The sequence below is a fragment of the Streptomyces sp. NBC_00727 genome, from assembly GCF_045161745.1.
Taxonomy (GTDB): domain Bacteria; phylum Actinomycetota; class Actinomycetes; order Streptomycetales; family Streptomycetaceae; genus Streptomyces.
Window position 1 is genome coordinate 2,631,524 of sequence record NZ_CP108981.1, and the last position, 23,398, is coordinate 2,654,921.

At 72.2% G+C, this 23,398-nt stretch carries 24 protein-coding genes; 12 read left to right on the top strand and 12 right to left on the bottom strand.

Annotation, left to right across the window (positions count from 1 at the left end):
- Nucleotides 1-68: 68 nt before the first annotated feature.
- Entirely contained in the window at nt 69-1,565 is a 1,497-nt protein-coding gene (locus OG242_RS11700) for a peptide MFS transporter (protein ID WP_405898088.1), read from the top strand.
- A gap of 84 nt (nt 1,566-1,649) precedes the next feature.
- On the opposite strand, the gene OG242_RS11705 is transcribed toward OG242_RS11700, so the two are convergent.
- Nucleotides 1,650-2,159 carry an ATP-binding protein gene (locus OG242_RS11705; protein ID WP_405898089.1) on the bottom strand — a complete coding sequence of 170 codons (510 nt, stop codon included), beginning with the start codon at nt 2,157-2,159 and terminating at the stop codon, nt 1,650-1,652.
- A 243-nt stretch (nt 2,160-2,402) separates the two neighbouring features.
- Complete coding sequence (locus tag OG242_RS11710) at nt 2,403-2,771, bottom strand: STAS domain-containing protein (RefSeq protein ID WP_405898090.1); 369 nt, start codon at nt 2,769-2,771, stop codon at nt 2,403-2,405.
- Nucleotides 2,772-3,056: 285 nt separating this feature from the next.
- Here OG242_RS11710 and OG242_RS11715 point away from each other — a divergent pair, with 285 nt between their 5' ends.
- Nucleotides 3,057-3,953: an RNA polymerase sigma factor SigF gene (locus OG242_RS11715; protein WP_405898091.1), complete on the top strand. Its 897-nt coding sequence runs from the start codon at nt 3,057-3,059 to the stop codon at nt 3,951-3,953.
- A gap of 93 nt (nt 3,954-4,046) precedes the next feature.
- On the opposite strand, the gene hutI is transcribed toward OG242_RS11715, so the two are convergent.
- The 4 genes from hutI to hutU form a co-directional block, all read right to left on the bottom strand.
- The gene (hutI, locus tag OG242_RS11720) at nt 4,047-5,219 is read right to left on the bottom strand and encodes an imidazolonepropionase (protein WP_405898092.1); all 1,173 of its coding nucleotides are present in this window, start codon (nt 5,217-5,219) and stop codon (nt 4,047-4,049) included.
- Between the two features lie 52 nt (nt 5,220-5,271).
- On the bottom strand, nt 5,272-6,657 hold the full coding sequence (locus OG242_RS11725; RefSeq protein ID WP_405898093.1) for a formimidoylglutamate deiminase: 1,386 nt from the start codon (nt 6,655-6,657) through the stop codon (nt 5,272-5,274).
- Nucleotides 6,648-7,859, bottom strand: a complete 1,212-nt coding sequence (locus OG242_RS11730; RefSeq protein ID WP_405898094.1) for an allantoate amidohydrolase — start codon at nt 7,857-7,859, stop codon at nt 6,648-6,650. Before OG242_RS11730 ends, OG242_RS11725 begins: the two co-directional genes overlap by 10 nt.
- Nucleotides 7,860-8,029: 170 nt before the next feature.
- On the bottom strand, nt 8,030-9,688 hold the full coding sequence (hutU, locus tag OG242_RS11735) for a urocanate hydratase (RefSeq protein WP_405898095.1): 1,659 nt from the start codon (nt 9,686-9,688) through the stop codon (nt 8,030-8,032).
- A gap of 244 nt (nt 9,689-9,932) precedes the next feature.
- On the opposite strand from hutU, the gene OG242_RS11740 reads away from it, so the two are divergent.
- From OG242_RS11740 to OG242_RS11755, 4 genes are all read left to right on the top strand, one after another.
- Entirely contained in the window at nt 9,933-10,337 is a 405-nt protein-coding gene (locus OG242_RS11740) for a hypothetical protein (RefSeq protein WP_405898096.1), read from the top strand.
- Nucleotides 10,338-10,384: 47 nt separating this feature from the next.
- On the top strand, nt 10,385-11,125 hold the full coding sequence (locus tag OG242_RS11745) for a transcriptional regulator (protein WP_405901581.1): 741 nt from the start codon (nt 10,385-10,387) through the stop codon (nt 11,123-11,125).
- A gap of 38 nt (nt 11,126-11,163) precedes the next feature.
- The gene (locus OG242_RS11750; protein WP_405898097.1) at nt 11,164-11,619 is read left to right on the top strand and encodes a roadblock/LC7 domain-containing protein; all 456 of its coding nucleotides are present in this window, start codon (nt 11,164-11,166) and stop codon (nt 11,617-11,619) included.
- A 73-nt stretch (nt 11,620-11,692) separates the two neighbouring features.
- Nucleotides 11,693-12,067, top strand: coding sequence for a hypothetical protein (locus tag OG242_RS11755; RefSeq protein WP_405898098.1), 375 nt, complete (start codon nt 11,693-11,695; stop codon nt 12,065-12,067).
- Nucleotides 12,068-12,107: 40 nt separating this feature from the next.
- Here the strand turns inward: OG242_RS11755 and OG242_RS11760 are convergent, their stop codons facing one another.
- Nucleotides 12,108-12,953: a MurR/RpiR family transcriptional regulator gene (locus tag OG242_RS11760; RefSeq protein WP_405898099.1), complete on the bottom strand. Its 846-nt coding sequence runs from the start codon at nt 12,951-12,953 to the stop codon at nt 12,108-12,110.
- Between the two features lie 170 nt (nt 12,954-13,123).
- Between OG242_RS11760 and OG242_RS11765 the strand changes: the two genes are divergently transcribed.
- Nucleotides 13,124-13,549, top strand: a complete 426-nt coding sequence (locus tag OG242_RS11765; RefSeq protein WP_405898100.1) for a hypothetical protein — start codon at nt 13,124-13,126, stop codon at nt 13,547-13,549.
- 25 nt (nt 13,550-13,574) lie between these two features.
- Here OG242_RS11765 and OG242_RS11770 read toward each other — a convergent pair whose 3' ends face one another.
- Nucleotides 13,575-14,336 carry an SDR family oxidoreductase gene (locus OG242_RS11770; RefSeq protein ID WP_405898101.1) on the bottom strand — a complete coding sequence of 254 codons (762 nt, stop codon included), beginning with the start codon at nt 14,334-14,336 and terminating at the stop codon, nt 13,575-13,577.
- Nucleotides 14,337-14,481: 145 nt separating this feature from the next.
- Between OG242_RS11770 and OG242_RS11775 the strand changes: the two genes are divergently transcribed.
- On the top strand, nt 14,482-15,330 hold the full coding sequence (locus tag OG242_RS11775; RefSeq protein WP_405898102.1) for a helix-turn-helix transcriptional regulator: 849 nt from the start codon (nt 14,482-14,484) through the stop codon (nt 15,328-15,330).
- Between the two features lie 271 nt (nt 15,331-15,601).
- Here OG242_RS11775 and OG242_RS11780 read toward each other — a convergent pair whose 3' ends face one another.
- Complete coding sequence (locus OG242_RS11780; RefSeq protein ID WP_405898103.1) at nt 15,602-17,005, bottom strand: cystathionine beta-synthase; 1,404 nt, start codon at nt 17,003-17,005, stop codon at nt 15,602-15,604.
- 164 nt (nt 17,006-17,169) lie between these two features.
- On the opposite strand from OG242_RS11780, the gene OG242_RS11785 reads away from it, so the two are divergent.
- The 3 genes from OG242_RS11785 to OG242_RS11795 all read left to right on the top strand — a co-directional run bounded on the left by OG242_RS11785 (nt 17,170) and on the right by OG242_RS11795 (nt 20,770).
- Nucleotides 17,170-18,294: an SGNH/GDSL hydrolase family protein gene (locus OG242_RS11785; RefSeq protein WP_405901582.1), complete on the top strand. Its 1,125-nt coding sequence runs from the start codon at nt 17,170-17,172 to the stop codon at nt 18,292-18,294.
- Between the two features lie 173 nt (nt 18,295-18,467).
- Nucleotides 18,468-19,688: an acetyl-CoA C-acetyltransferase gene (locus OG242_RS11790; protein ID WP_405898104.1), complete on the top strand. Its 1,221-nt coding sequence runs from the start codon at nt 18,468-18,470 to the stop codon at nt 19,686-19,688.
- A 245-nt stretch (nt 19,689-19,933) separates the two neighbouring features.
- Complete coding sequence (locus tag OG242_RS11795; protein ID WP_405898105.1) at nt 19,934-20,770, top strand: hypothetical protein; 837 nt, start codon at nt 19,934-19,936, stop codon at nt 20,768-20,770.
- Nucleotides 20,771-20,832: 62 nt separating this feature from the next.
- On the opposite strand, the gene OG242_RS11800 is transcribed toward OG242_RS11795, so the two are convergent.
- The 3 genes from OG242_RS11800 to OG242_RS11810 form a co-directional block, all read right to left on the bottom strand.
- The gene (locus OG242_RS11800) at nt 20,833-21,183 is read right to left on the bottom strand and encodes a hypothetical protein (protein ID WP_405898106.1); all 351 of its coding nucleotides are present in this window, start codon (nt 21,181-21,183) and stop codon (nt 20,833-20,835) included.
- Nucleotides 21,184-21,266: 83 nt separating this feature from the next.
- Nucleotides 21,267-22,139, bottom strand: a complete 873-nt coding sequence (locus OG242_RS11805; RefSeq protein ID WP_405898107.1) for a Bax inhibitor-1/YccA family protein — start codon at nt 22,137-22,139, stop codon at nt 21,267-21,269.
- Nucleotides 22,140-22,249: 110 nt separating this feature from the next.
- Entirely contained in the window at nt 22,250-22,855 is a 606-nt protein-coding gene (locus OG242_RS11810) for a DinB family protein (protein WP_405898108.1), read from the bottom strand.
- Between the two features lie 175 nt (nt 22,856-23,030).
- On the opposite strand from OG242_RS11810, the gene OG242_RS11815 reads away from it, so the two are divergent.
- Nucleotides 23,031-23,327: a hypothetical protein gene (locus tag OG242_RS11815; RefSeq protein WP_405898109.1), complete on the top strand. Its 297-nt coding sequence runs from the start codon at nt 23,031-23,033 to the stop codon at nt 23,325-23,327.
- The last annotated feature ends 71 nt before the right edge of the window (nt 23,328-23,398 follow it).

A 23,398-nucleotide genomic window follows, 5' to 3' on the forward strand; every position in this document is an offset into this window, starting at 1 on the left:
GGCCTCCCCCCACCGGGCGCGTACCCGCCTCGACGAGGTGTCGCGTCCCGAGCACACAAGGATCGATCATGGCGTCCAGCCTGACGAAGGACCCGTCGAGCACGGCGGGTGGCGAGAAGACCTTCTTCGGCCACCCCCGCGGCCTGGCGACGCTCTTCATGACCGAGATGTGGGAGCGATACAGCTTCTACGGCATGAAGGCACTGCTCCCGCTGTACCTGATCGCGCCCGGCGGCATGCACATGAACGCCACCACCGCGACGACGATCTACTCCGCCTACATGGCGATGGTCTACCTGCTCGCCATGCCCGGCGGCTGGATGGCCGACCGGTTCTGGGGCCCGCGCAGGACGGTCGCCGTCGGCGGCGGCATCGTCATCCTCGGCCACATCACGCTCGCGGTGCCCAACTCGGCGACCTTCTTCGCCGGTCTCGCCCTGGTCGCGCTCGGCTCCGGCCTGCTGAAGGCCAACATCTCCACGATGGTCGGCCACCTCTACAACGGCCCGGAGGACCCGCGCCGCGACGGTGGGTTCACGCTCTTCTACATCGGCATCAACGTGGGCGCCTTCCTCGCCCCGCTGACCATCGGCACCGTCGGTGAGAACGTCAACTGGCACTTCGGCTTCGCGCTGGCCGCGATCGGCATGGCTCTGGGCCTCGCCCAGTTCATGCTCGGCACCCGCCACCTGAGCCCGGAGAGCGATGTCGTCGCCACCCCGGCGACCGCGCAGGAGAAGCAGTCCGCCCTGCGCAAGGGCCTGATCTGGCTGATCGTCGCGGCCGTCTTCTACGGCCTGCTCGGCATCACCGGCAACTTCGTCGACTGGGGCGTCCTGCCGATCACCCTGGCCGGACTGATCATCCCGGTCGCCGTCCTGGTGCGCATGAAGCGCGACAAGGAGCTGACGAGCACCGAGCAGTCCAAGCTCTCGGGCTACATCTGGTTCTTCGTGGTCGCCGCCGTCTTCTGGATGATCTACGACCAGAACGGCTCGACCCTGTCGATCTTCGGTGAGAACTCGACGACGAACAGCCTGTTCGGGTTCGACTTCCCGACGTCGTGGTACCAGTCGCTGAACCCGGTCTTCGTCATGGCGCTGGCCCCCGTGCTCGCCTCGGGGTGGCTGTGGCTGAACAAGCGCGGCAAGGAGCCGAGCACCGCGGTCAAGTTCGCCTCCAGCCTCGTGCTGATCGGCGTCTCCTTCGCGGTCTTCCTGATCCCGCTGATCGACACCGCCGCCAACGGCGGCAAGGTCAGCCCGATGTGGCTGGTGGCGATCTACTTCATCCAGACCGTCGCGGAGCTGTGCCTCTCGCCGGTGGGCCTGTCGGTCACCACGAAGATGGCGCCGGCGAAGTACAGCTCGCAGATGATGGGCGTCTGGTTCCTCGCCGTCACCGCCGGCGACTCCGTGACCGGTCTGCTCACCTCCAAGCAGCTCGGCGTGGACCTGGACAACACCGGGTCCGTCGCCTTCGAGGTGATCCTCGCCGTCATCGCCGGTGTCGGCATCTGGATGTACCGCAAGAAGGTCGCCCGGCACATGGGCGACGTGCACTGATCCGGTAGCCACCCGTACGGAAGGGGCCGCCGCACCGATCACTCGGTGCGGCGGCCCCTTCCGTATGCCTTGTCTGCCGCGTCGTTACGCCGGAGCGGCCAGCTCCGCCCAGACGGTCTTGCCGGGCTCGCCCGGCACCCGTACGACTCCCCAGTCCAGGCAGAGCCGCTGCACGATGAACATGCCGTGCCCGCCGGGCCGCCCGGCCCGGTGCGGCGTACGCGGCGCGGGCTGGCCCGCACCGCCGTCGGCGACCTCCACGCGCAGCATCTTGGAGCTGTGGGCGATCCGGAGCTCGTCGGGGCCGCCCGCGTGCAGGCACGCGTTGGTGACCAGCTCGGACACGACCAGCAGGACGTCCTCCGCGGCGGCGCGGCGGTCGGCGCCGGCCGCGGGGAGCCAGCCCCAGTCGTGAAGCGCCTGACGGGCGAAATCACGGGCTGTCGGCACGATGCCGGTGGCCTCCCGCAACGACAGCGTGCGCCACTGCCGGTCGGGGGCCTCGGCGGGCCGGACGGGCTCGGCGGAGGAAACGCCCGTGCCCTCCGGCTCGCGGCCGAGGTCGCCCGGCGGATGCTGCCGGGTGGTGCTCATCAGCGCTTCACCTCACCGATTCACCATGTCGCCATTGGACAGATGCGAACTATTGAACAGATACGAGTACGAATACCGATACGGACACTGATACAGGAACCGCACAGGCACGGAGGGCCAGGCCGCCCGGGCTCGCCGGAAGATCTCCTGCCCGGCCGAACCGTTACGACACCCCTTACGCCTTCGCGTATCGCGTAACTCACGCGACGAACAGGTGTCCGGGATGCCGGTGCGCCGTCCGGGTCAGGTCTCCAGGGCCTCGGCGAGCGTGGCGTGGACGGTGAATACCGCCTCCGCGCCCGTGATCTCGAAGACCCGCGCCACCACCGGCTGCATCGCGGCCAAATGAACCCCTCCCCCGGCTGCCTCCGCCTTGAGGCGGGCACCGAGCAGCACGTTCAGCCCGGTGGAATCACAGAAGTCGAGTCGCGAGCAGTCGACCACCAGGCGCGCACGCCCCTGTTCGACCGCGCTCTCCAGCGGCTCGCGCAGCAGATCCGCCGTGTGGTGATCGAGCTCACCGACCGGCGTCACCACCTCGCTGAGCCCCTCGGTCCGGGCCTCGACCTGAAGCCGACCCCGGTTCGCACTGCCGACCGTCCCGCGGTCCATGCCCGTCCCTCTTCACCGCTCGTCACTGTCCGCATCGCCGCACATCCGGATGCGTACCCAGCTGTCACTGATGTTCTTGGAACAGTACGCGTTCCCTGCGCCACGCGGTAGCCAGAGACCTCAACAAAGCGGACATATATGGTCAATTGGCGGTTGTACCGAGTCAGGGCGAGCGGGTAAGGGTAGAGGACCCCAAAAAACACGACCGGCTTCGGAGGCGCCGCTTCACCGCAGGAACACGTATGGGCATCGGCAGCCATATGCCGAGAACGATGGAGGAGACCCATGTCACCCCGGCTCGACGTACCGCGTACCCCCTACGCGCCGTCGGCATGTCCTCAGGGACTGACCGAATCACACACCGATGCGCTCGACGGACTCGAGGGACTTCCCGAGATCCCGCCCTACACCGAGGTGGGGGCGCTGGACGCCAGGGCCCTGTCGAAGACGCTGTTCGCCCGGCTGGAGTCCATGGAAGAGGGCACGCCGGAGTACTCCTACGTACGCAACACGCTCGTCGAGCTGAACCTGGCCCTCGTCAAGTTCGCCGCGTCCCGCTTCCGTACCCGCAGCGAGCCGATGGAGGACATCGTCCAGGTCGGCACGATCGGCCTCATCAAGGCGATCGACCGCTTCGAGCTCAGCCGCGGCGTCGAGTTCCCCACCTTCGCGATGCCGACCATCGTCGGTGAGATCAAGCGCTTCTTCCGCGACACCAGCTGGTCCGTGCGCGTCCCGCGCCGGCTGCAGGAGCTGCGGCTCGACCTGGCCAAGGCGGGCGACGAGCTCGCCCAGCAGCTCGACCGGGCGCCCACCGTGGGCGAGCTCGCCGACCGCCTCGGCCTGACCCGTGACGAGGTCGTGGAGGGCATGGCCGCGAGCAACGCGTACACCGCGAGCTCGCTCGACGCCAAGCCCGAGGAGGACGAGCACGAGGGCGCGCTGGCCGACCGGATCGGCTACGAGGACCACGGGCTCGAAGGCATCGAGTACGTCGAGTCCCTGAAGCCGCTCATCGCCTCGCTGCCGGGCCGCGACCGCCAGATCCTCTCGCTGCGGTTCGTCGCCAACATGACGCAGTCGGAGATCGGCGAGGAGCTGGGCATCTCCCAGATGCACGTGTCGCGCCTGCTCTCGCGCACCCTGGTCAAGCTGCGCAGGGGTCTGACGCTGGACGAGTGAGACGCACCCCGCGCCCCGTGTGCGCGTGGACCGCCGGAAAGGACCTGCCCCGGACGGGGCAGGTCCTTCCGTTTGCCGGGACCCTCCCGGAGGTCAGGCCACGCGGGCGCCGGCGCGCCACACCTCGTGGACCAGCGGCACTCCCGGCCGGTACGCGAGGTGGACGTGGCTGGGCGCGTCCAGGACCACCAGGTCGGCGCGGGCGCCCGGGGTCAGGCGGCCGATGTCGTCGCGGCGCAGGGCCGCAGCGCCGCCCGCCGTGGCGGACCAGAGGGCCTCGTCCGGCGTCATGCCCATGTCGCGGACGGCGAGGGCGACGCAGAACGGCAGGGACGAGGTGAACGAGGAGCCCGGGTTGCAGTCCGTGGAGAGCGCCACGGTCGCGCCCGCGTCGAGCAGCCGGCGGGCGTCCGGCCAGGCGGCCCGGGTGGAGAACTCGGCGCCCGGGAGCAGGGTGGCGACGGTGGCCGACTGGGCCAGGGCGTCCACGTCCGCGTCGGTCAGATGGGTGCAGTGGTCGGCGGACGCGGCGTCGAGCTCCACGGCGAGCTGGACGCCGGGCCCGTGGCCGAGCTGGTTGGCGTGCACCCGGGGGTGCAGGCCCCTGGCACGGCCCGCGGTGAGGATCGTGCGGGCCTGGTCGCCGTCGAAGGCACCGCGCTCGCAGAAGACGTCGATCCAGCGGGCGTACGGGGCGCAGGCGTCGAGCATCGGCCCGGTGACCAGGTCCACGTAGCCGGCCGGGTCGTCGGCGTAGTCCGGGGAGACGATGTGGGCGCCGAGGAAGGTGACCTCGTCGGTGTGGCGGGCGGCGATGCGCAGGGCGCGGGCCTCGTCCTCGACGGTGAGGCCGTAGCCGGACTTGGTCTCGAAGGTGGTGGTGCCCTGGCGCAGCGCCTCGGCGAGGTAGCGGGCGACGTTGGCGGAGAGCTGTTCGTCGGTGGCGGCGCGGGTGGCGGCGACGGTGGTGCGGATGCCGCCCGCGCTGTAGGCCCGGCCGGACATCCGGGCGTTGAACTCCTGGGTGCGGTCGCCCGCGAAGACCAGGTGCGAGTGCGAGTCGACGAAGCCGGGGATCACGGCCCGGCCGCCCGCGTCGACGGCGTTGTCAGTGGCGGGTGCTTTGCTTGATTCACCGGTCCAGACGACGCGGTCGCCCTCGATGACGACGGCCGCGTCCTGGATCAGCCCGAGGGGGGAAGAGTCGCCGAGGGAGGGGTCGTTGGTGACGAGTGCGGAGATGTGGGTGATGGCGGTCGTCGTCATCGGGGGACTGCTCTCCTTGCGTGGGAGCCGGGGGTGTTCGCCGGATTGCCGCTCAGGGGCGCAGGGCGCCGATGGCCTGGGCGAGCGCCTGCGGGACGTCGTCCACGAGCGTGTGCCGTCCGTCGCGTACGAGGTGGCGCCCCGCCACCACGGTGTGGCGGACGTCGGCCGCGGAGGCGGCGAATACCGCGGTCTCCGCTGCCAGCCGCTCCACGGGCCCGGCTGTCCTGACGGAGTCGAGGGCCACGGTCACCAGGTCGGCGGGGGCGCCCGGTTCGAGGACGCCCGCGCCGGGGCGGCCGAGCGCGGCGTGGCCGTCGGCGGAGGCGGCGCGCAGCAGGGCGGCGGCCGTCCAGTGGCCGCGCCTGCGGGTGCGCAGGCGTTCGTCGAGCTCCATAGCGCGGGCCTCCTCGAAGAGGTCGATCACCGCGTGGCTGTCGCTGCCCAGCGAGAGCGGGGAGCCGGCGTGCTGGAGGGCGGCCGCGGGGCCGATGCCGTCGGCGAGGTCGCGTTCGGTGGTCGGGCACATGCAGGTGCCGGTGGACGTCGAGCCGATGAGGGCGATGTCCTCGTCGGTGAGGTGGGTGTTGTGGACGCCGGTGGTGCGGGGTCCGAGGACGCCGTGGTCGGCGAGGAGCCGGGTGGGGGTGCGCCCGTGCGCGGCGAGGCAGGCGTCGTTCTCGGCGGTCTGCTCGGAGAGGTGGACGTGCAGGGGTGCCTGCCGTTCCTCGGCCCAGCGGGCGACGGTGGACAGCTGGTCCGCCGGGACCGCCCGCACGGAGTGGACGGCGGCGCCGATGAGCGCGTGGTCGTCGCCCTTGAGGAGGGCGGCGCGTTCGGCCCAGGCGTCGGCGGTGCCGTCGCTGAAGCGCGCCTGGTGCCGGTCCGGGGCGCGGTGGTCGGCGGGCCCGGAGCCGAATCCGGCGGAGAGGTAGGCGGTGTCGAGCAGGGTGATCCGGATGCCGGCCGCGCGGGCTGCCGCGATCAGGGCCTCGCCCATGGCGTTCGGGTTGTCGTAGGGGGTGCCACCGGGCCCGTGGTGCAGGTAGTGGAATTCGCCGACCGCGGTGATACCGGCGAGCGCCATCTCCGCGTACACCGCGCGGGCCAGCGCGTAATAGGTGTCGGGGGTGAGCCGGGAGGCGACCTGGTACATGGTCTCGCGCCAGGTCCAGAAGGTGCCCGAGCCGACCTGGACGGTGGAGCGCAGGGCGCGGTGGAAGGCGTGCGAGTGGGTGTTGGCCAGGCCCGGCAGCGTGAACCCGTGCAGCGCGGTCGCGCCGGGCGGCGGGGTGCCCACTCCGGTGCGTACGCGGGCGATCCGCCCGTCGGACACGTCCAGGGCGACGCCCGGCTCGACATGGGTGCCGAGCCAGGCGTGGGACAGCCAGTACGTCTCGGTGACGGGTGTGCCCGTCGCCTCCGTCGTCAGCGGCACGCGAGACCTTCCAGTACGTCGGCGAGTGCGGTGACCCCGGCCACGCAGTCGTCCTCGGCGGCGTGTTCGGCCGGCGAGTGCGAGATGCCGGTCGGGTTCCGTACGAACAGCATGGCGGTCGGGACCGAAGCGGACAAAATACCCGCGTCGTGTCCGGCGCCGGTGCCGAGGACGGGGACCGGGCGGCCGGTGCCGCGGGCGGAGCCCCTGAGCAGGGTGCCCAGCTCGTCACGCAGGGCGTGCTGGAACTCGACCACGGGCGTGAAGGACTCGCGTACGACGTCGAGGTCGATGCCGGCCCGCTCGGCGTGTTCGCGGGCGGCGCGCTCGACGGCGGCGACGACCGTGTCCAGGGTGTCCTGGTCGGCGGCGCGGGAGTCGAGCCAGCCGCGCACGAGGGAGGGGATGGCGTTGACCCCGTTGGGCTCTACGGCGATCTTGCCGAAGGTGGCGAGGGCGCCCGCGAGTTCCGCTTCACGGCGGGCGGCGAGGACGGTCTCGGCGTACGTGAGCATCGGGTCGCGGCGGTCGGTGAGCCGGGTGGTGCCCGCGTGGTTGGCCTCGCCCCGGAAGTCGAACCGCCAGCGCCCGTGCGGCCAGATCGCGGAGGCGATGCCGACGGGGTCCCCGGTGAGGTCGAGGGCGCGGCCCTGCTCGACGTGGAGTTCGACGAACGCGCCGATCCGGGCGAGCCGTTCGGGGTCGGGCCCGATGGCGTCGGGGTCGTATCCGGCGGCGGCCATGGCCTGCGGCAGGGTGACGCCGTCCGCGTCGCGCAGCCGGTGCGCGGCCTCGACGGTCAGCTGCCCGGCGGAGAGCCGGGAGCCGACGCAGGCGAGGCCGAAGCGCGCGCCCTCCTCGTCCCCGAAGTTGGTGAGGGCCAGCGGCTTGGTGAACTGCGCTCCCCTGCGGCGGAGCTCGTCGAGCGCGGCGAACGAGGAGACGACACCGAGCGGCCCGTCGAAGGCGCCGCCGTCCGGCACGGAGTCGAGGTGCGACCCGGTGACGACGGCGTCCCCGGCGAGCGGGTCCCCGAGCCAGGCCCACTGGTTCCCGTTCCGGTCGGCCTCGACGGTCAGCCCCCGCGCCTCGGCCTGCGCCCGGAACCACGCCCGACAATCGGCGTCGGCCCCACTCCATGCGTACCGCCGATACCCCCCGCTGTCGGAATGCCGCCCGATGGGCGCGAGCTCGGCCCACATGGCTTGGAAGGAAGCAGGTTGTGGGCAACTGTTCCGCAGGGCGATGGGGGCACCTCCCACGCCTTCAGGGCTGTGGGGGAGGGTGGGCACAACGGAACCCGCACCCGGCAGAGCACCCGCACCGCCCACCGAACCGCCGCCGCCCCCCGCCCCACCCGGCCGCACGGCCGTCACGCGCCCTCCCTCATCGGCACCCGCACACCCTTGTCCGAAGCCACCGCGTCCGCGGCCTCGTACCCCGCGTCCACGTGCCGGATCACCCCCATGCCCGGGTCGTTCGTCAGCACCCGCCGGATCTTCTCGCCGGCCAGCGGCGTGCCGTCGGCGACGGTCACCTGCCCGGCGTGGATGGAGCGGCCCATGCCGACCCCGCCGCCGTGGTGGAGGGAGACCCAGGAGGCGCCCGACGCCACGTTGACCATGGCGTTCAGCAGCGGCCAGTCGGCGATCGCGTCGGAGCCGTCGAGCATGGCCTCGGTCTCGCGGTACGGGGAGGCCACGGACCCGCAGTCCAGGTGGTCGCGCCCGATCGCCAGCGGCGCCGCGAGTTCGCCGCTCGCCACCATGTCGTTGAAGCGCTCGCCGGCCCGGTCCCGTTCGCCGTAGCCGAGCCAGCAGATGCGGGCGGGCAGGCCCTGGAAGTGGACGCGTTCGCCGGCCATCTTGATCCAGCGGTGCAGGGACTCGTTCTCCGGGAAGAGTTCGAGCAGGGCCTTGTCCGTCTTGTGGATGTCGGACGCCTCGCCGGACAGCGCCGCCCAGCGGAACGGGCCCTTGCCCTCGCAGAACAGCGGCCGGATGTACGCCGGTACGAAGCCGGGGAAGTCGAAGGCGCGCTCGTACCCGGCGAGCTGCGCCTCGCCCCGGATCGAGTTGCCGTAGTCGAAGACCTCCGCGCCGGCGTCCATGAAGCCGACCATCGCCTCGACGTGCCGGGCCATCGACTCGCGGGCCCGCTGGGTGAAGTCGGCGGGCTTCTCGGCGGCGAGGTCGGCCATGTCGTCGAAGTCGACGCCGAGCGGGAGGTAGGCCAGCGGGTCGTGCGCGCTGGTCTGGTCGGTGACGATGTCGATCGGGGCGCCCTCGGCGAGCATCCGGGGCAGCAGCTCCGCGGCGTTACCGAGGAGGCCGATGGAGAGCGGGCGGCGGGCGTCGCGCGCCTCGACCGCCAGCTGGAGCGCGTGCTCCAGGCTGTCGGCCTTCACGTCCAGGTACCGGTGCTCGATGCGGCGCTCGATGGCGCGCGGGTCGCAGTCGACGCAGATCGCGACGCCGTCGTTCATGGTCACGGCGAGCGGCTGGGCGCCGCCCATGCCGCCGAGTCCGGCGGTCAGGGTGATCGTCCCGGCCAGGGAGCCGCCGAACTTCTTCGCGGCGACGGCGGCGAAGGTCTCGTAGGTGCCCTGGAGGATGCCCTGGGTGCCGATGTAGATCCAGGAACCGGCGGTCATCTGGCCGTACATGGTGAGGCCGAGCGCCTCCAGGCGGCGGAACTCCTCCCAGTTCGCCCAGTCGCCGACCAGGTTGGAGTTGGCGATCAGGACCCGCGGCGCCCACTCGTGGGTCTGCATGACGCCGACCGGCCGCCCGGACTGGACGAGCATCGTCTCGTCCTGCTTCAGCGTGCGCAGCGTGCGGACCATCGCGTCGAACGAGCGCCAGTCGCGGGCCGCCTTGCCCGTGCCGCCGTAGACGACGAGCTTGTCGGGGTGCTCGGCGACCTCGGGGTCGAGGTTGTTCTGGAGCATCCGCAGGGCGGCTTCCTGCTGCCATCCCAGGGCGGTCAGTTCCGTACCGCGCGGCGCCCGTACGGGGCGGGGTCCTGACATGGCGGTGCCTCCTCGCGACTGTGAATTTTCTATTCACATCTTGAGCGGGTGAATAGCTCCAGTCAACAGGCCCGGCCGGGCGGCTCCCGGCCGGCCCCGAGGAAGCGTTCCGTCCGTTTCGTGGCGGGCATTCTCCGGCAGCCGCCCGCATGTACCGATGGAAAATGCCAGAACCTCCACCAGGAGCGAGCACGATGCGTAACCTCGGGGTCACAGCCGAACGCCGTGTCGGAGGGGAATCCGCGTGCCCGGAATCGACGAGTGCCTGCTCGACGTCATGAGACTGCCCGGTGCCAGGGGCGCCGCCGTCGTCGACTGGACGAGCGGTCTCGCCCTCGGCACCATCGGCGAATCACCCAACGGCGACCACGAGGCCACCGCGGCGGAAACGGCGGAGGTGGCCCGGATGGCGGCCGAACAGCCCGCCTTCGCGGCCGGGTTACCGGACACACCGGGCGGCACGGGGAGCGCTCCCCCGGTCGAGGACGTCATCGTCACCACCCGCGCCGGGTACCACATCCTGCGGTTCGTGGAGACGGACTTCGACAGCAGCGTCTTCCTCCACCTGTGGCTGGACCGCGCGGAGGGCAACCTCGCGCTCGCCCGGATACGTATCGGCGAGATCGCCGAGCGGCTGGTCCTCGCGTGACCGCCGCCCTCGCGGACGAGACCGCCGCCGCCCCCGTGCTCTCCCCCATGCTCCAGCGCCTCGCCGCCGAACGGGCCACCGGCGCCCTGATGCGCGACCGGGGCACGCTGTACCTCGCCGACGGCAAGGTCGTGCACGCCGAGAGCCCGGCGACGCCCGGGATCGACGTCCTGCTCACGCGGGGCGGGGCGCTGCGCCGCGAGGGCTGGTGGGACGCGGTCGCCGAGGCGGGGGCCGGGCAGCGGGTCGGGCGGCATCTGGTGGACAGCGGGCGGGTCCCGGGCGGCGCGCTGGAGCTGTGCCACCTGGGCGCCCTGTACGACGCCGCGTTCTTCGCCCTCGCGCCGACCAGCACGCCGGCGCGCTTCCGGTACGGGGTGGCGCACTGGATCGGCCCCGTGCGCCCGGTCCCGGTGGACGCCGTGCAGCGCGAGACGCTGCGGCGCCGGGAGCTGCTGGACCGGATCTGGCCGGACGCGGCGGTGGACACCGCCCCGCTGATGCGCACGGGCCACTCGGACGACTCGCCCGTGCCGCCGGGCCGGCGCCGCGTCCTCGAACGCGTGGACGGGGTGCGTACGGCCACCGCCATCGCGCAGGAGCTCGGCAGGTCCGCGTTCCACGTCCTGGTCGACCTGCGGCGCCTCGCCGCGGCCGGGCTGGTCGAGCCGGCCCCGCCGCCGGCCCAGGCCTCCGCGGGCGCGGACCGGATCGCGCTGCCCGAGGTCACGGCCGACCCCGACGTCGCCCTGCTGCGCCGGCTCCGAGACGCATTGGAGGCCCTGTGATACGCGCGCTCAGACAGCGTGCCGGGAGGAGACAGCTGATGGTGCCCGAAGCCGAAGCGCAGGACGTCCTGGCCGAGCTCCAGCGGTTACGGGCACGGGTACCGCTCCTCGCCGGGGCCCTGGCGGCCAGCACCGACGGCCTGGTCCTGGCCCATGACACACCGGGGGTGGAGGCCGAGGGGGTCGCCGCGCTGACCGCCGCCGCGCTGGGCGTCGCGATCCGGATGACCGACGCGACCGGCCGGGGCGGCTTCCGCGAGCTGGTCGTACGCGGCGAGAGCGGCTACATCGCGACGTACGCGGCGGGCTCCCAGGCCGTCCTGACCCTGCTGGCCGAGGACCGGATCAACGTCGGCCGGCTGCATCTGGAGGGCCGCCGGGCCGGCTCCCGTATCGGCGAACTGGTCGACCGGGCCCTCGCCCGGGCCCCGCAGCCCGCCCCCGTACCGCGCGCCCCGCAGCAGCCGGGCGCCCTCCCGCACCGCCCGACCTGAGACCACTGACATCACTCGCACCACGCAACGGAACCGGCCGCAGCGGCCGGTCAGAGAAAGGGAGCACCCACTCATGGCGAACACCGAAGCGTCACTGAAGGAAGCGATGTCGTCCATCGAGGGCACCACCGGTGTCGCCCTCGTCGACTTCACGAGCGGCATGGCGCTGGGCACGCTCGGCGGCGGCAAGGACTTCAACCTGGAGGTCGCTGCCGCGGGCAACACGGATGTCGTACGCGCCAAGCTCCGCACCATGGAGCACCTGGGCATCAAGGACGAGATCGAGGACATCCTGATCACCCTGGGCACCCAGTACCACCTGATCCGGCTCCTCAAGTCCCGTGGCAACAACGGCCTGTTCCTCTACCTGGTCCTGGACGCCGCCCGCGCGAACCTGGCGATGGCCCGCCACCAGCTGAAGAAGATCGAGGCGGACCTGGAGGTGTGAGGGCGCGGGGCGGGGCCGGGGTTCGCCGGTCCCGCCCCGGTCACTCCACGAACAGCCCCCGCACCGCCGCCCCCGCGTCGAACTCCTCCAGGCGGGCCTGCGCGTCCGGCAGGGCGTCGCACATGGCCTCCAGGAGGACGCGTCCCAGGAGCATCGGGGCGCAGGCGGTGTCGAAGGCGAGGCCGGTGCCGACGGCGGCCGGGATGAGCAGGTCGCTGTGGCGGGCCACCGGCGCGAACGCGGAGTCGGCCACCGACACCACGGTGAGCCCCCGGCCGCGCGCGTACGCGAGCGCGTCCACGACCTCGCGCGGGTGGCGGGGCAGCGCGAAGCAGATCAGCGCGGTCGCCCCGGCCCGCCGGGCCGCGTCGATCCGGTCGTGCAGCATGCTGCCGCCCTCGTCGAGCACCCGGACGTCCGGGTGCACCTTCGCGGCGAAGTAGCCGAACCCGCGCGCCTGCGAGGACGCCGCGCGCAGCCCGAGCACCAGCAGCGGGCGGGATGCGGCGAGCAGCCGTCCTGCCCGCTCCACAGGGCCCGGGTCGGCGAGGAGTTCGGCGAGGTGGCGCAGGTTCTCGATCTCAGCGAGCACCGCCTGCTGGTACTCGTTGTACGTCTCCTCCCCCTCACCCGCGTCCGCCCCGGCCGGGGCGACCTCGCGCAGGTGCTTGCGCAGCGCGGGATAGCCGTCGAAGCCGAGCGCCACGGCGAACCGGGTGACCGAGGGCTGGCTGACCCCGGCCAGTTCGGCCAGCTCGACGCTGGAGAGGAACGGGGCGTCACCGGCCCTGCGCACCATCGAGTGCGCGATGCGGCGCTGCGTGGGCGTGAGCCGGCGCCCCTCGAACAGCTCCTGCAACCGCGCGGCCGGGCTGCTCCCGCTCATCCTGTCCCCTCGGTAGTTCCGCCGCGCCGAGGCCCGGCGCCGACGGATCCATTCAGCCAGCAAGGGGTCTGCATGTCCATATGCAGACCGGCGCCGTGAGGCGTGCCGCCCGGCGAACAGGGGGGTTAGCCCCACTGCCCCGGCCGCCTCCGCTTCGTACCGTGAGAACCATGGACGCACCTGACACGGAGCTCGGCAAGGAGCTCAACGCGACTCTGCAGGCCCGCAGCGAGCTGGGGGCCGACTACGACTCCGCGCTCGTCGAGTCGTTCCTGGAGAAGGTGGAGCAGCGGCTCGACGCCACGCTCGACCGCAGGGTCCGGCGGCATCTCGCCGAGGAACGGGCCTCCGTCGCCCGGGGCGCGCGGCCCCCGGCGCAGGCGCACGGGAACTTCGGCGAGCGGTTCGGGTTCGGGATCATCTCGCTGGTCCTGGCCGTCCCGCTGTCCGCGATCGGCGCCGCGAACGCGGGCATCGGCGGCCTCGTCGTGGCCTGGATCGGGATCGTCGGCGTCAACGTCGTCCAGGCCGGGCACGGCAGGCGGCTGTTCCGGGGCCGCGAGGAGCGGCGGGCGGCCTCCGACTGGGAGGACTGACCCCGCCCCCGGGTGACCCGCCGGTTCACGCCTGACGGGTCGGCAGCACGACCAGCTGGCGCAGGTTGATGTGCCGGGCGCGGCTGGTGGCGTACGCGATGAGGTCGGCGATCTCGTCGGAGGAGAGCCCGCCCAGCGCCTCGAACATGCCGTCCAGCTGGCCGCTCAGCTCCGCGTTGTCGACGTGCCCGGCCAGCTCCGAGTCGGTGAGGCCCGGCTCGATGTTGGTGACCCGGACGTCGCGCGGGCCGAGTTCGGTGCGCAGCGAGGCCGACAGGTAGGTGAGCGCGGCCTTCGTGGCGCCGTAGACCGCGTAGTTGGGGAACGTGACGTGCGCGCCGATCGAGGAGATGTTGACCAGGTCGGCGGTGCGGCCCTCGGCGGCGGCCGCCACCAGGTCCGCGGTGAAGGCCCGGATGACGCGCAGGGCGCCGGCCACGTTGGTGTCGAGCATCCGCTGCCACTCGTCGGCGCGGCCCGCGTCCACGGGGTTCGGCAGCATCACGCCGGCCGCGTTGACCACCAGGTCGACCCGGCCGAGCTCCTGGTGGACCAGGTCCGCCGCCGCGTCCACGGACGCCTGGTCGGTGACGTCGGCGGCGACCGCGAGGGCCCGGCCGCCGTCCGCGGTGATCTTCGCGGCCAGCTCCTCCAGCCGCTCCGCGCGGCGGGCCAGCAGCGCCACCCGTACGCCCTGGGCGGCGAGCAGCCGGGCGGTGGCCGCGCCCATGCCGCTGGCGGCTCCGGTGATGACGGCGGTGCGGTCGGCGAGGGTGTCGTACAGCATGGGGTGCTCCGTGGTGTGGTGTCACGGCCGGTGTTCCGGCTCGGGCTCCACACTGCGCCGGTGAGCGCCGCCCACCCAGGGATGCGTTGTTCCTGGGTCTGCCAGTACCAGGCTGGGCGGGGGCCGTTCTCCTACGATCACAGCCATGGACGGCGAACTCGGTGACTTCCTGCGCTCACGGCGTGCCCGCATCAGCCCCGAGGACGTGGGGCTCAACTCGTACGGCCGCAGGCGGGTTCCGGGGCTGCGGCGCGAGGAGGTGGCGCAGCTCGCCGGGGTGAGCGTCGACTACTACATCCGGCTGGAGCAGGGGCGCGGGCCCAGCGTCTCGGACGCGGTGCTCGACGCGATAGCCCGGGTGCTCCGGCTCGACGAGACGGAGCACGCGTATCTGCGGACGGTGGCGCGCCCCAAGTCCCGCAAGGCGGCGAACCCTTCGGTACGGCGGCTGCGCCCGGGGCTGCGGCTGCTGCTGGACCTGTTCGACCGGGCGCCCGCCTTCGTGCTGGGCCGCAGGATGGACGTGCTGGCGTGGAACGCGCTGGGGGACGCGCTCGCCGGCTTCTCCCGGATGCCGGCCGCCGAGCGGAACATGCCGCGCCAGGCGTTCCTGGACCCGGGTGCGCGGGAGCTGTACCCGGACTGGCCGGCGGTGGCGGCGGAGACGGTCGCCCATCTGCGCCTGGACGCGGGGCTGCACCCGGACGACAAGGAACTGGCGGCCCTGGTCGGTGAGTTGTCGCTGAAGAGCGAGGACTTCCGCCGGCTGTGGGCGGACCACCAGGTGAAGGCGAAGACGTACGGCGTGAAGCGGATGCTCCACCCCGTGGTGGGCGCGCTGACGCTGCCGTACGAGACGCTCGCGGTGCCGGGCCAACCGGATCTCTCGCTCGTCGTCTACACCCCGGAGCCGGGTTCGGGGACCGCCGAGCGCATCGCCCTGCTGGCGAGCTGGGCGGCGGACGGGCCGGGCGTGCCGGAGCGGCACGCGTAGGGCGGTATGTCGCGGGGACCGCCGCACCCCCGGTTTCCCAGGGGGCGGGACGACGGCGGTCCCCGCGAAGGACGCGGCCCGGGTCAGGGCCGGGTGGCGCGTCCGGGCGACGGTGGAGGTCCGGGAGCCGCTCCGTAGTCCGTTGTCGCCGTTCCGGTGCCGGCGGGTTCCCCCGCCGACACCCACCAATCTGCCCGAGCCGTGTTAAGCCGGTGCTGCGGCCACATGACGCACGCGTACCGTTTTCGCGAAACGCGCGCGGGCCGTCCGGCTACTTCGCCGCCGGGGCGTCCTTCGCCAGGTAGGCCAGCAGGTCCTGGCGGCTGACGACGCCCTTCGGCTTGCCCTCCACCAGCACGATCGCCGCGTCCGCCGCGCCGGTGCCGCCGAGCACCGCCATCAGGTCCTCGACCGGCTCGCCGGAGCCGACCTGCGGCAGCGGCGGCGACATGTGCTTCTCCAGCGGGTCGGTGAGCGAGGCGCGCTGGGCGAACAGCGCGTTCAGCAGCTCCCGCTCGACGACCGAGCCGATGACCTCGGCGGCCATCACGTCCGGGTGGCCGGCGCCCGGCTTCACGATGGGCATCTGCGAGACGCCGTACTCGCGCAGCACGTCGATCGCCTCGCCGACCGTCTCCTCCGGGTGCATGTGGACGAGGGTGGGGATCGGCCCCTCCTTGTGGTTCAGGACGTCCGCGACCCGGGCGGAGGGCCCGGTGTCCTCCAGGAAGCCGTAGTCGGCCATCCACTCGTCGTTGAAGATCTTGGAGAGGTAGCCGCGCCCGCTGTCCGGGAGCAGGACCACGACGACGTCCTCGGGCCCGAGCCGCTTCGCGACCTCCAGGGCGCCCACGACCGCCATGCCGCAGGAGCCGCCGACGAGCAGCCCCTCCTCCTTGGCGAGGCGGCGGGTCATCTGGAAGGAGTCCTTGTCGGACACGGCGACGATCTCGTCGGTGACCTCACGGTCGTACGCGGAGGGCCAGAAGTCCTCGCCGACGCCCTCGACGAGGTACGGCCGGCCGGAACCGCCGGAGTAGACCGAGCCCTCCGGGTCCGCGCCGACGACCTGGACCGCGCCGCCGCTGGCCTCCTTCAGATAGCGGCCGGTGCCGCTGATCGTGCCACCGGTGCCGACGCCCGCCACGAAGTGGGTGATCTTCCCGTCCGTCTGCTCCCACAGCTCGGGGCCGGTGGTCTCGTAGTGGGAACGCGGGTTGTTCGGGTTGGAGTACTGGTCGGGCTTCCAGGCTCCCGGCGTCTCACGGACCAGCCGGTCGGAGACGTTGTAGTACGAGTCGGGGTGCTCGGGGTCGACCGCCGTCGGGCAGACGACGACCTCGGCACCGTAGGCGCGCAGTACGTTGATCTTGTCCGTGGACACCTTGTCCGGGCAGACGAAGACGCACTTGTAGCCCTTCTGCTGCGCGACGATCGCCAGGCCCACGCCCGTGTTGCCGCTCGTCGGCTCGACGATCGTGCCGCCGGGCTCCAGCTCGCCGCTCTGTTCGGCGGCCTCGATCATGCGCAGGGCGATGCGGTCCTTGACCGACCCGCCGGGGTTGAAGTACTCGACCTTGGCCAGGACCGTCGCCTGGATGCCGGCCGTGACACTGCGCAGCCTCACCAGCGGGGTATTGCCTACGAGACTGATCATCGAATCGTGGAATTGCACCGTGTACTCCGGGGTCTCCGAGATGGTGCGGCAAGCGTATGCGCACGAGCACGGGATTGGGTCGCGCGATTGAACGACGGGCGGTAGCGGGCAGGTAGCTGTGTGTACGGCTCTACGGCGGTACGTGCGACGAGGAGGTGGACCGGACTGTGTCGACGGCAAGGGTGGCACGGCGGATCGCGGCGGGCGCGGCCTACGGCGGTGGCAGCATCGGGCTGCTGGGAGCCGCGGCGGTGGGTGTCCTGCTGGCGGAGGTCCAGCTGGCGAAGCGGCAGGTGGGCGGCGGTGTCGCCCCGGTCCCGCCGAGCGCGGACGGGCGGTACGGGGTGGCGTTCACGGGCCCGGCGGAGCCATTGCGCCTCGGGCTCCTCGGGGACTCCACGGCGGCCGGACAGGGGGTGCGGCGGGCCGGGCAGACCCCGGGGGCGCTGCTGGCGTCGGGGCTCGCGGCGGTGTCGGAGCGGCCGGTGGATCTGCGCAACGTCGCGCTGCCGGGTGCGCGGTCGGACGATCTGGAGCGGCAGGTCTCGCTGCTGGTCGCGGACCCGGCCCGGACGCCGGACGTGTGCGTGATCATGATCGGCGCGAACGATGTGACGCACCGGATGCCCGCGACCCAGTCGGTGCGCTGTCTGACGACGGCGGTGCGCAGGCTGCGGACGGCCGGGGCGGAGGTCGTCGTCGGGACCTGTCCGGACCTGGGCACGATCGAGCCGGTGTACCAGCCGCTGCGCTGGGTGGCCCGTCGGGTGAGCCGGCAGCTGGCTGCGGCGCAGACGATCGGCACGGTGGAGCAGGGCGGGCGCACGGTGTCGCTGGGCGACCTGCTGGGCCCGGAGTTCGAGGCGAACCCGCGGGAGCTGTTCGGCCCGGACAACTACCACCCGTCGGCCGAGGGCTACGCGACCGCGTCCATGGCGGTGCTGCCGACGCTGTGCGCGGTGCTCGGCCTGTGGCCGGAGTCCGACCGCCTGGACGGCGCCCGGCGCGAGGACATGCTGCCGGTGGCCAAGGCGGCCTCCCAGGCGGCCAAGGAGGCCGGTACGGAGGTCACGGGGGCCCGGGCGCCCTGGGCCCTGCTCAAGCACCGCAGGCGGCGGCGCCTGTCCGCGTCCACGGATCCGCATCCGCATCCGCATCCGCACCCGGAGCCCGGGGGCTCGACGCGCCTCGACCACCGGCCGGACGCGGACGGGGGCGGGGACGGGGACGGGGACGGGGACGGCGCACCGAGGCACGCGTGGGTCCGCCGGCCGAGCGGGCGCCCCGGGAAGGGAGCCGTTGACTGAGCGCTCACCCAGCCCTGACTGAGCGCTCGCTTAGAAAAGAGGCCCGCATCACATGCCGCCCCGGGTGACCCGGGCGCTACGTCCGGGTAATTTCCAGAGCAGTCGTGCCGTACCGCCGGGTCTGCCCGCTTCCCCAGGCAGCCGGTCAGCCCTCAGCCCCATGGAGCCGCGTGATGCCCGAAGCCGTGATCGTCTCTGCCGCCCGTTCGCCCATCGGCCGGGCCTTCAAGGGTTCGCTCAAAGACCTGCGCGCGGACGACCTGACCGCCACGATCATCCAAACCGCGCTGGCCAAGGTCCCCGAGCTGGACCCGAAGGACATCGACGACCTGATGCTCGGCTGCGGTCTGCCCGGCGGCGAGCAGGGCAACAACCTGGGCCGCGTCATCGCCGTACAGATGGGGATGGACCACCTTCCCGGCTGTACGGTCACCCGCTACTGCTCGTCCTCGCTGCAGACCAGCCGCATGGCCCTGCACGCCATCAAGGCCGGCGAGGGCGACGTCTTCATCTCGGCCGGTGTCGAGATGGTGTCCCGCTTCGCCAAGGGCAACTCGGACAGCCTGCCGGACACGCACAACCCGCTCTTCGCCGAGGCCGAGGCCCGTACCGCCGCCCGTGCCGAGGAGTCCGGTGCGAGCTGGCACGACCCGCGCGAGGACGGCCTGGTCCCGGACGCCTACATCTCCATGGGCCAGACCGCGGAGAACCTGGCCCGGCTCAAGGGCGTGACGCGTCAGGACATGGACGAGTTCGGCGTACGGTCGCAGAACCTCGCCGAGGAGGCCCTGAAGAACGGCTTCTGGGAGCGCGAGATCACCCCGGTGACCACGCCGGACGGCACCGTCGTGTCCAAGGACGACGGTCCGCGCGCGGGCGTCACGCTGGAGGGCGTCCAGGGCCTGAAGCCGGTCTTCCGCCCGGACGGCCTGGTCACGGCGGGCAACTGCTGCCCGCTCAACGACGGCGCCGCCGCGCTCGTGATCATGTCCGACACCAAGGCGCGCGAGCTGGGCCTGACCCCGCTGGCCCGGATCGTCTCCACCGGCGTCTCCGGCCTCTCCCCCGAGATCATGGGCTACGGCCCCGTCGAGGCCAGCAAGCAGGCGCTCAAGCGCGCCGGGCTGACCGTCGGCGACATCGACCTCGCCGAGATCAACGAGGCGTTCGCCGCCCAGGTCATCCCTTCCTACCGCGACCTCGGCCTCCCGCTGGAGAAGGTCAACGTCAACGGTGGCGCCATCGCCGTCGGCCACCCCTTCGGCATGACCGGCGCCCGCATCACCGGCACGCTGATCAACAGCCTCCAGTTCCACGACAAGCAGTTCGGCCTGGAGACCATGTGCGTCGGCGGCGGCCAGGGCATGGCCATGGTCATCGAGCGTCTGAGCTGATCAGGGCGGGTTCGGGGCCCTCGCAGGCCACCGAGCTCCGACCGTGACCGAATCTCCCCCAGGATGTGATCTACGTCCTGGGGGAGAGTCGTTTTCGCAGGTCACACCGGAAACAGGGGTAGACACCGGGCACAAAGACCTGTCCAATTCGTGACGTAATGCACTGACACAGGGTGCCGCTTGGGCCCAAGCTGATGTAGGAAGTCGGGGGATCGATTGAAACCGGGAGTATGTCAGTGAGCGCCATGCCTATTGCCCTGTTGCTGACCACCGCCGCCGCCACGGCCGTGGGCGCCGCCGCTCTGCACGCTGCTCACGGGCTGCGCAGGCAGGTCTCGGCCCTCCGGAAGGAGCTCGCCGACGGTCGCGCCCTTACTGCCGCCGTACCCCCTCAGACCCGCAACGACACCACCTCCGCCGAAGAAATCCGCTCGGCCGTCGCCGAGGCGCTGGCCGAGGAGCGGGAGCGCGAGCTGGCCGAGGCCCGCGCGTTCTGGGCCTCGCAGGAGGCGCGGGACGCCGCCGACGCCCCGTCCCTGCTGGGCGGACTGGCCGGCCTGGGCGAGGACGCCCCGTTCTTCATGCCGCGCCAGAGCGACTTCGCCGGTCTCGACGCGATGGACCTCGACGCGACGGAGGCCCTGGACGAGCTGACCGAGCTGGCCGGGATGGGCGAGCCGGCGGAGACGGCGGAGTTCCCCGAGGACTCCCCCGAGCTGGCCGCGGCGCGCCGCCGCCACCCCTCGCACCCTGACTTCGTGCCGGTCCAGACGCCCGTCGTCACCGACCACGAGCGCACGGTGAACCGCCTGGAGGAGCTGGCGGACAGCCGTACGGAGCTTTCCGACGTGCGCCCCGGCCCGCTCGGCACGCTCGACGTGTACGTGTTCGCCGACGGTACGACGCTCTGCATGACCCCCGGCCACCGCGAGACGGCCGAGCGGCTGGCGGACTCCCTGCGGGCCGGTGAGCACCCGGTGCTGCTGGGCGGCTCCGGCGTCTCCGGCGCGTACGCGCTGACGTTCTCCTGCGGCAAGGAGAACGTGTACATACTCGCGGACCGCGTCATAGCGAGCTTCTGAGCCCGCGCCGACGCCGGTCCCCGGCCCCCCGGAGGCTGCCGCCTCCCCCCGCGCCGCGCGCCCTAGGGCCTTTCCTTTGGATCATGCCGGGCTCGCGGGCCGAAGGCTCGCGCGGCGGCTCCCTCGACGAATTGCACGGCCTCGTCCAGCTCCGCGGACGGGGCCGTTTCCAGTGCCACCGCCAGGTCCCGCCCGGCGACGGCGAGCTGGTCGCCGACCGCGAACACCCCCGCGTCCGCCATGACCCTGGGCTCCCGGCCGGGCTCCTCCGCGCGCTGGGCCCGCGCCGACAGCTCCCGCGCGGCGGCCAGGCCCGCGGCGGCGGCCCCGCGCTGCAGCCTGCTCTGCGGGGCGGCGCGCAGCCGGTCGGCGAATCGGTCCACGGCGATGATCAGGGGCGTCGTATCGAGCACCCCGCGACCCTACCCGCACACACGGAAGCGGCCCGCGGCCTCCGGAGGGAGACCACGGGCCGCTCGGCGTCCGCAGGGGCGGGTCAGTCGTCGCCGCTGAGGATGGAGAGCAGGCGCAGCATCTCCAGGTAGATCCAGACCAGGGTCATGGTCAGACCGAAGGCGGCCAGCCAGGACTCCTCGCGCGGAGCGCCGTACGCGATGCCGTCCTCGACCTGCTTGAAGTCGAGGGCCAGGAAGCAGGCGCCGAGGATGATGCCGATGACGCCGAACAGGATGCCCAGGCCACCGCTGCGGAAGCCGAGGCCGTCACCGCCGCCGAAGACGGCGAACAGCAGGTTGACGGCCATCAGGAGCAGGAAGCCCATCGCGGCGGCCATCACGAAGCCGTAGAAGCGGCGGGTGACGCGGATCCAGCGCATCTTGTACGCGAGCAGCACACCGGCGAAGACACACATGGTGCCCATCACCGCCTGCATCACGACGCCGGGCCCGATGTACGTGCTGACCGCGCTGGAGATGACGCCGAGGAAAACACCCTCGAAGGCGGCATACGCGAGGATCAGCGCGGGTACGGGCTTGCGCTTGAAGGACTGGACCATCGACAGCACGAACGCGATGAGCGCGGCGCCGATGGCGATGCCGTACGACTTGTTGAGGTTCGCCTCGTCGACCGGCAGCAGCGCCCAGGCGAGCACGGCACCGAGCACGACCGTGCCCAGCGTCATCGCCGTGCGCGTCACGACGTCGTCGATGGTCATCGCGCCGGTACGGGCCGGCGCGGGGGCGCCCGTGGGGGCGTAGGGATTCGTCGCGTACGGGTTCGGGGCGGTGCCCTGCGCGTACGGGTTGGCACCCGCTGCGGGGGCCCCGGCCTGCGGCGCCGCGTTGAAGCCCGCGTAACCGTTGTCGCGGCTGAAGCCCCGTCGCGAGAAGACCGGGTTGCTGCTCCTCATCTCACTCCTCCATGGCCACCCAGCGTGGCCTTCCCACAAGAGTAATGGGTAGGCAAAGCAATCAGCCTAGTGCCGAAGGAGGATCTTTCCTCCGACCTGGCCGCACGCGGTCATCCCGTGAGCCGGGCGGCCGCCTCCCGGGCCGCGCTCTCCACACGTTCCCGATGCCCACGCCACCATGCCTCGTCACCGGGCGCCATGTCCCCGCTCCCCCGCCGCAGCCCGGTCGTCCCGTCGATCAGCTCCCGTACGACGTCGGCGTGCCCGGCGTGGCGCTGGGTCTCGGCGACGAGGTGGACGAGGACGCGGTGGAGCGACAGCTCGGGCCCGCCCTCCCCGTCCTCCCCTGGAAGGACACCCACCGCGTCGAGCCCGAACGCCTCGACGGTCGCGTCCGAGTGCGCCCACACCCGCCGGTACCGCCCGACGACCTCCTGGCGGGTCTCGTCGGGCGTGGCCCACAGATCGGCATTGGGCTCGGCGTCCCCCGTGATCCACAGCGCCGGCGCGTCGACGGGCCGCCCGAAGGCGGTCCCCAGGTAGAACGCCTCGGCTCCGGTCACGTGCTTGACGAGCCCGAGCAGGTTGGTGCCGGTGGGGGTGAGGGGGCGGCGGACGTCGTACTCGGACAGCCCGTCGAGCTTCCAGAGAAGGGCGTCGCGGGCGTCCTGGAGGTAGAGCCGCAGGTCGTGCTTGAACTGATCCGCATCCGTCATGCGTACAACCTGCCGGTAGGAGGGCCCGGGGCCCGACCGGGTTTCTCAGCCCGTGGACGTCCACCGCTCCATCACGGCAACGAGCCGCCCCGCAGATCTGCCGGTAGCGGGTCTGTCGGCCGCACCGGGGCGGCTCGTACGGTCAGCGGCTCACCGACCGACACGGGAGGGCCGGATGAAGGCCGTCATGTTCCTGCTGGCCTTCGCCGCACTGCATCTGCTGGGGCTGGCCCTCGCCACGAACCACCGGGGATTCGCGCGGTACGTCCGGGACACCTACCTGAGCCCAGCCCACTTCACGCCCCGCGAGCTCCGCCGCATCCGCCGCCGCAACGGCATCGAGCACCCCGTGTTCCACCACTACGTGCACGCGCAGGACCGACTCCGGAACCTGCGCATCATGGGCGCGCTGCAGGCGACACTGGGACTCGCCGGCGTCGTGGGGGTTGCCGCTTCCGTGGTTCGGGGGTGATCGTTACGGGTACCTGGTCGCTCGGGACTCGGTACGCGACGGCGCCCGGAATCGGACCCGAACGAGCATCT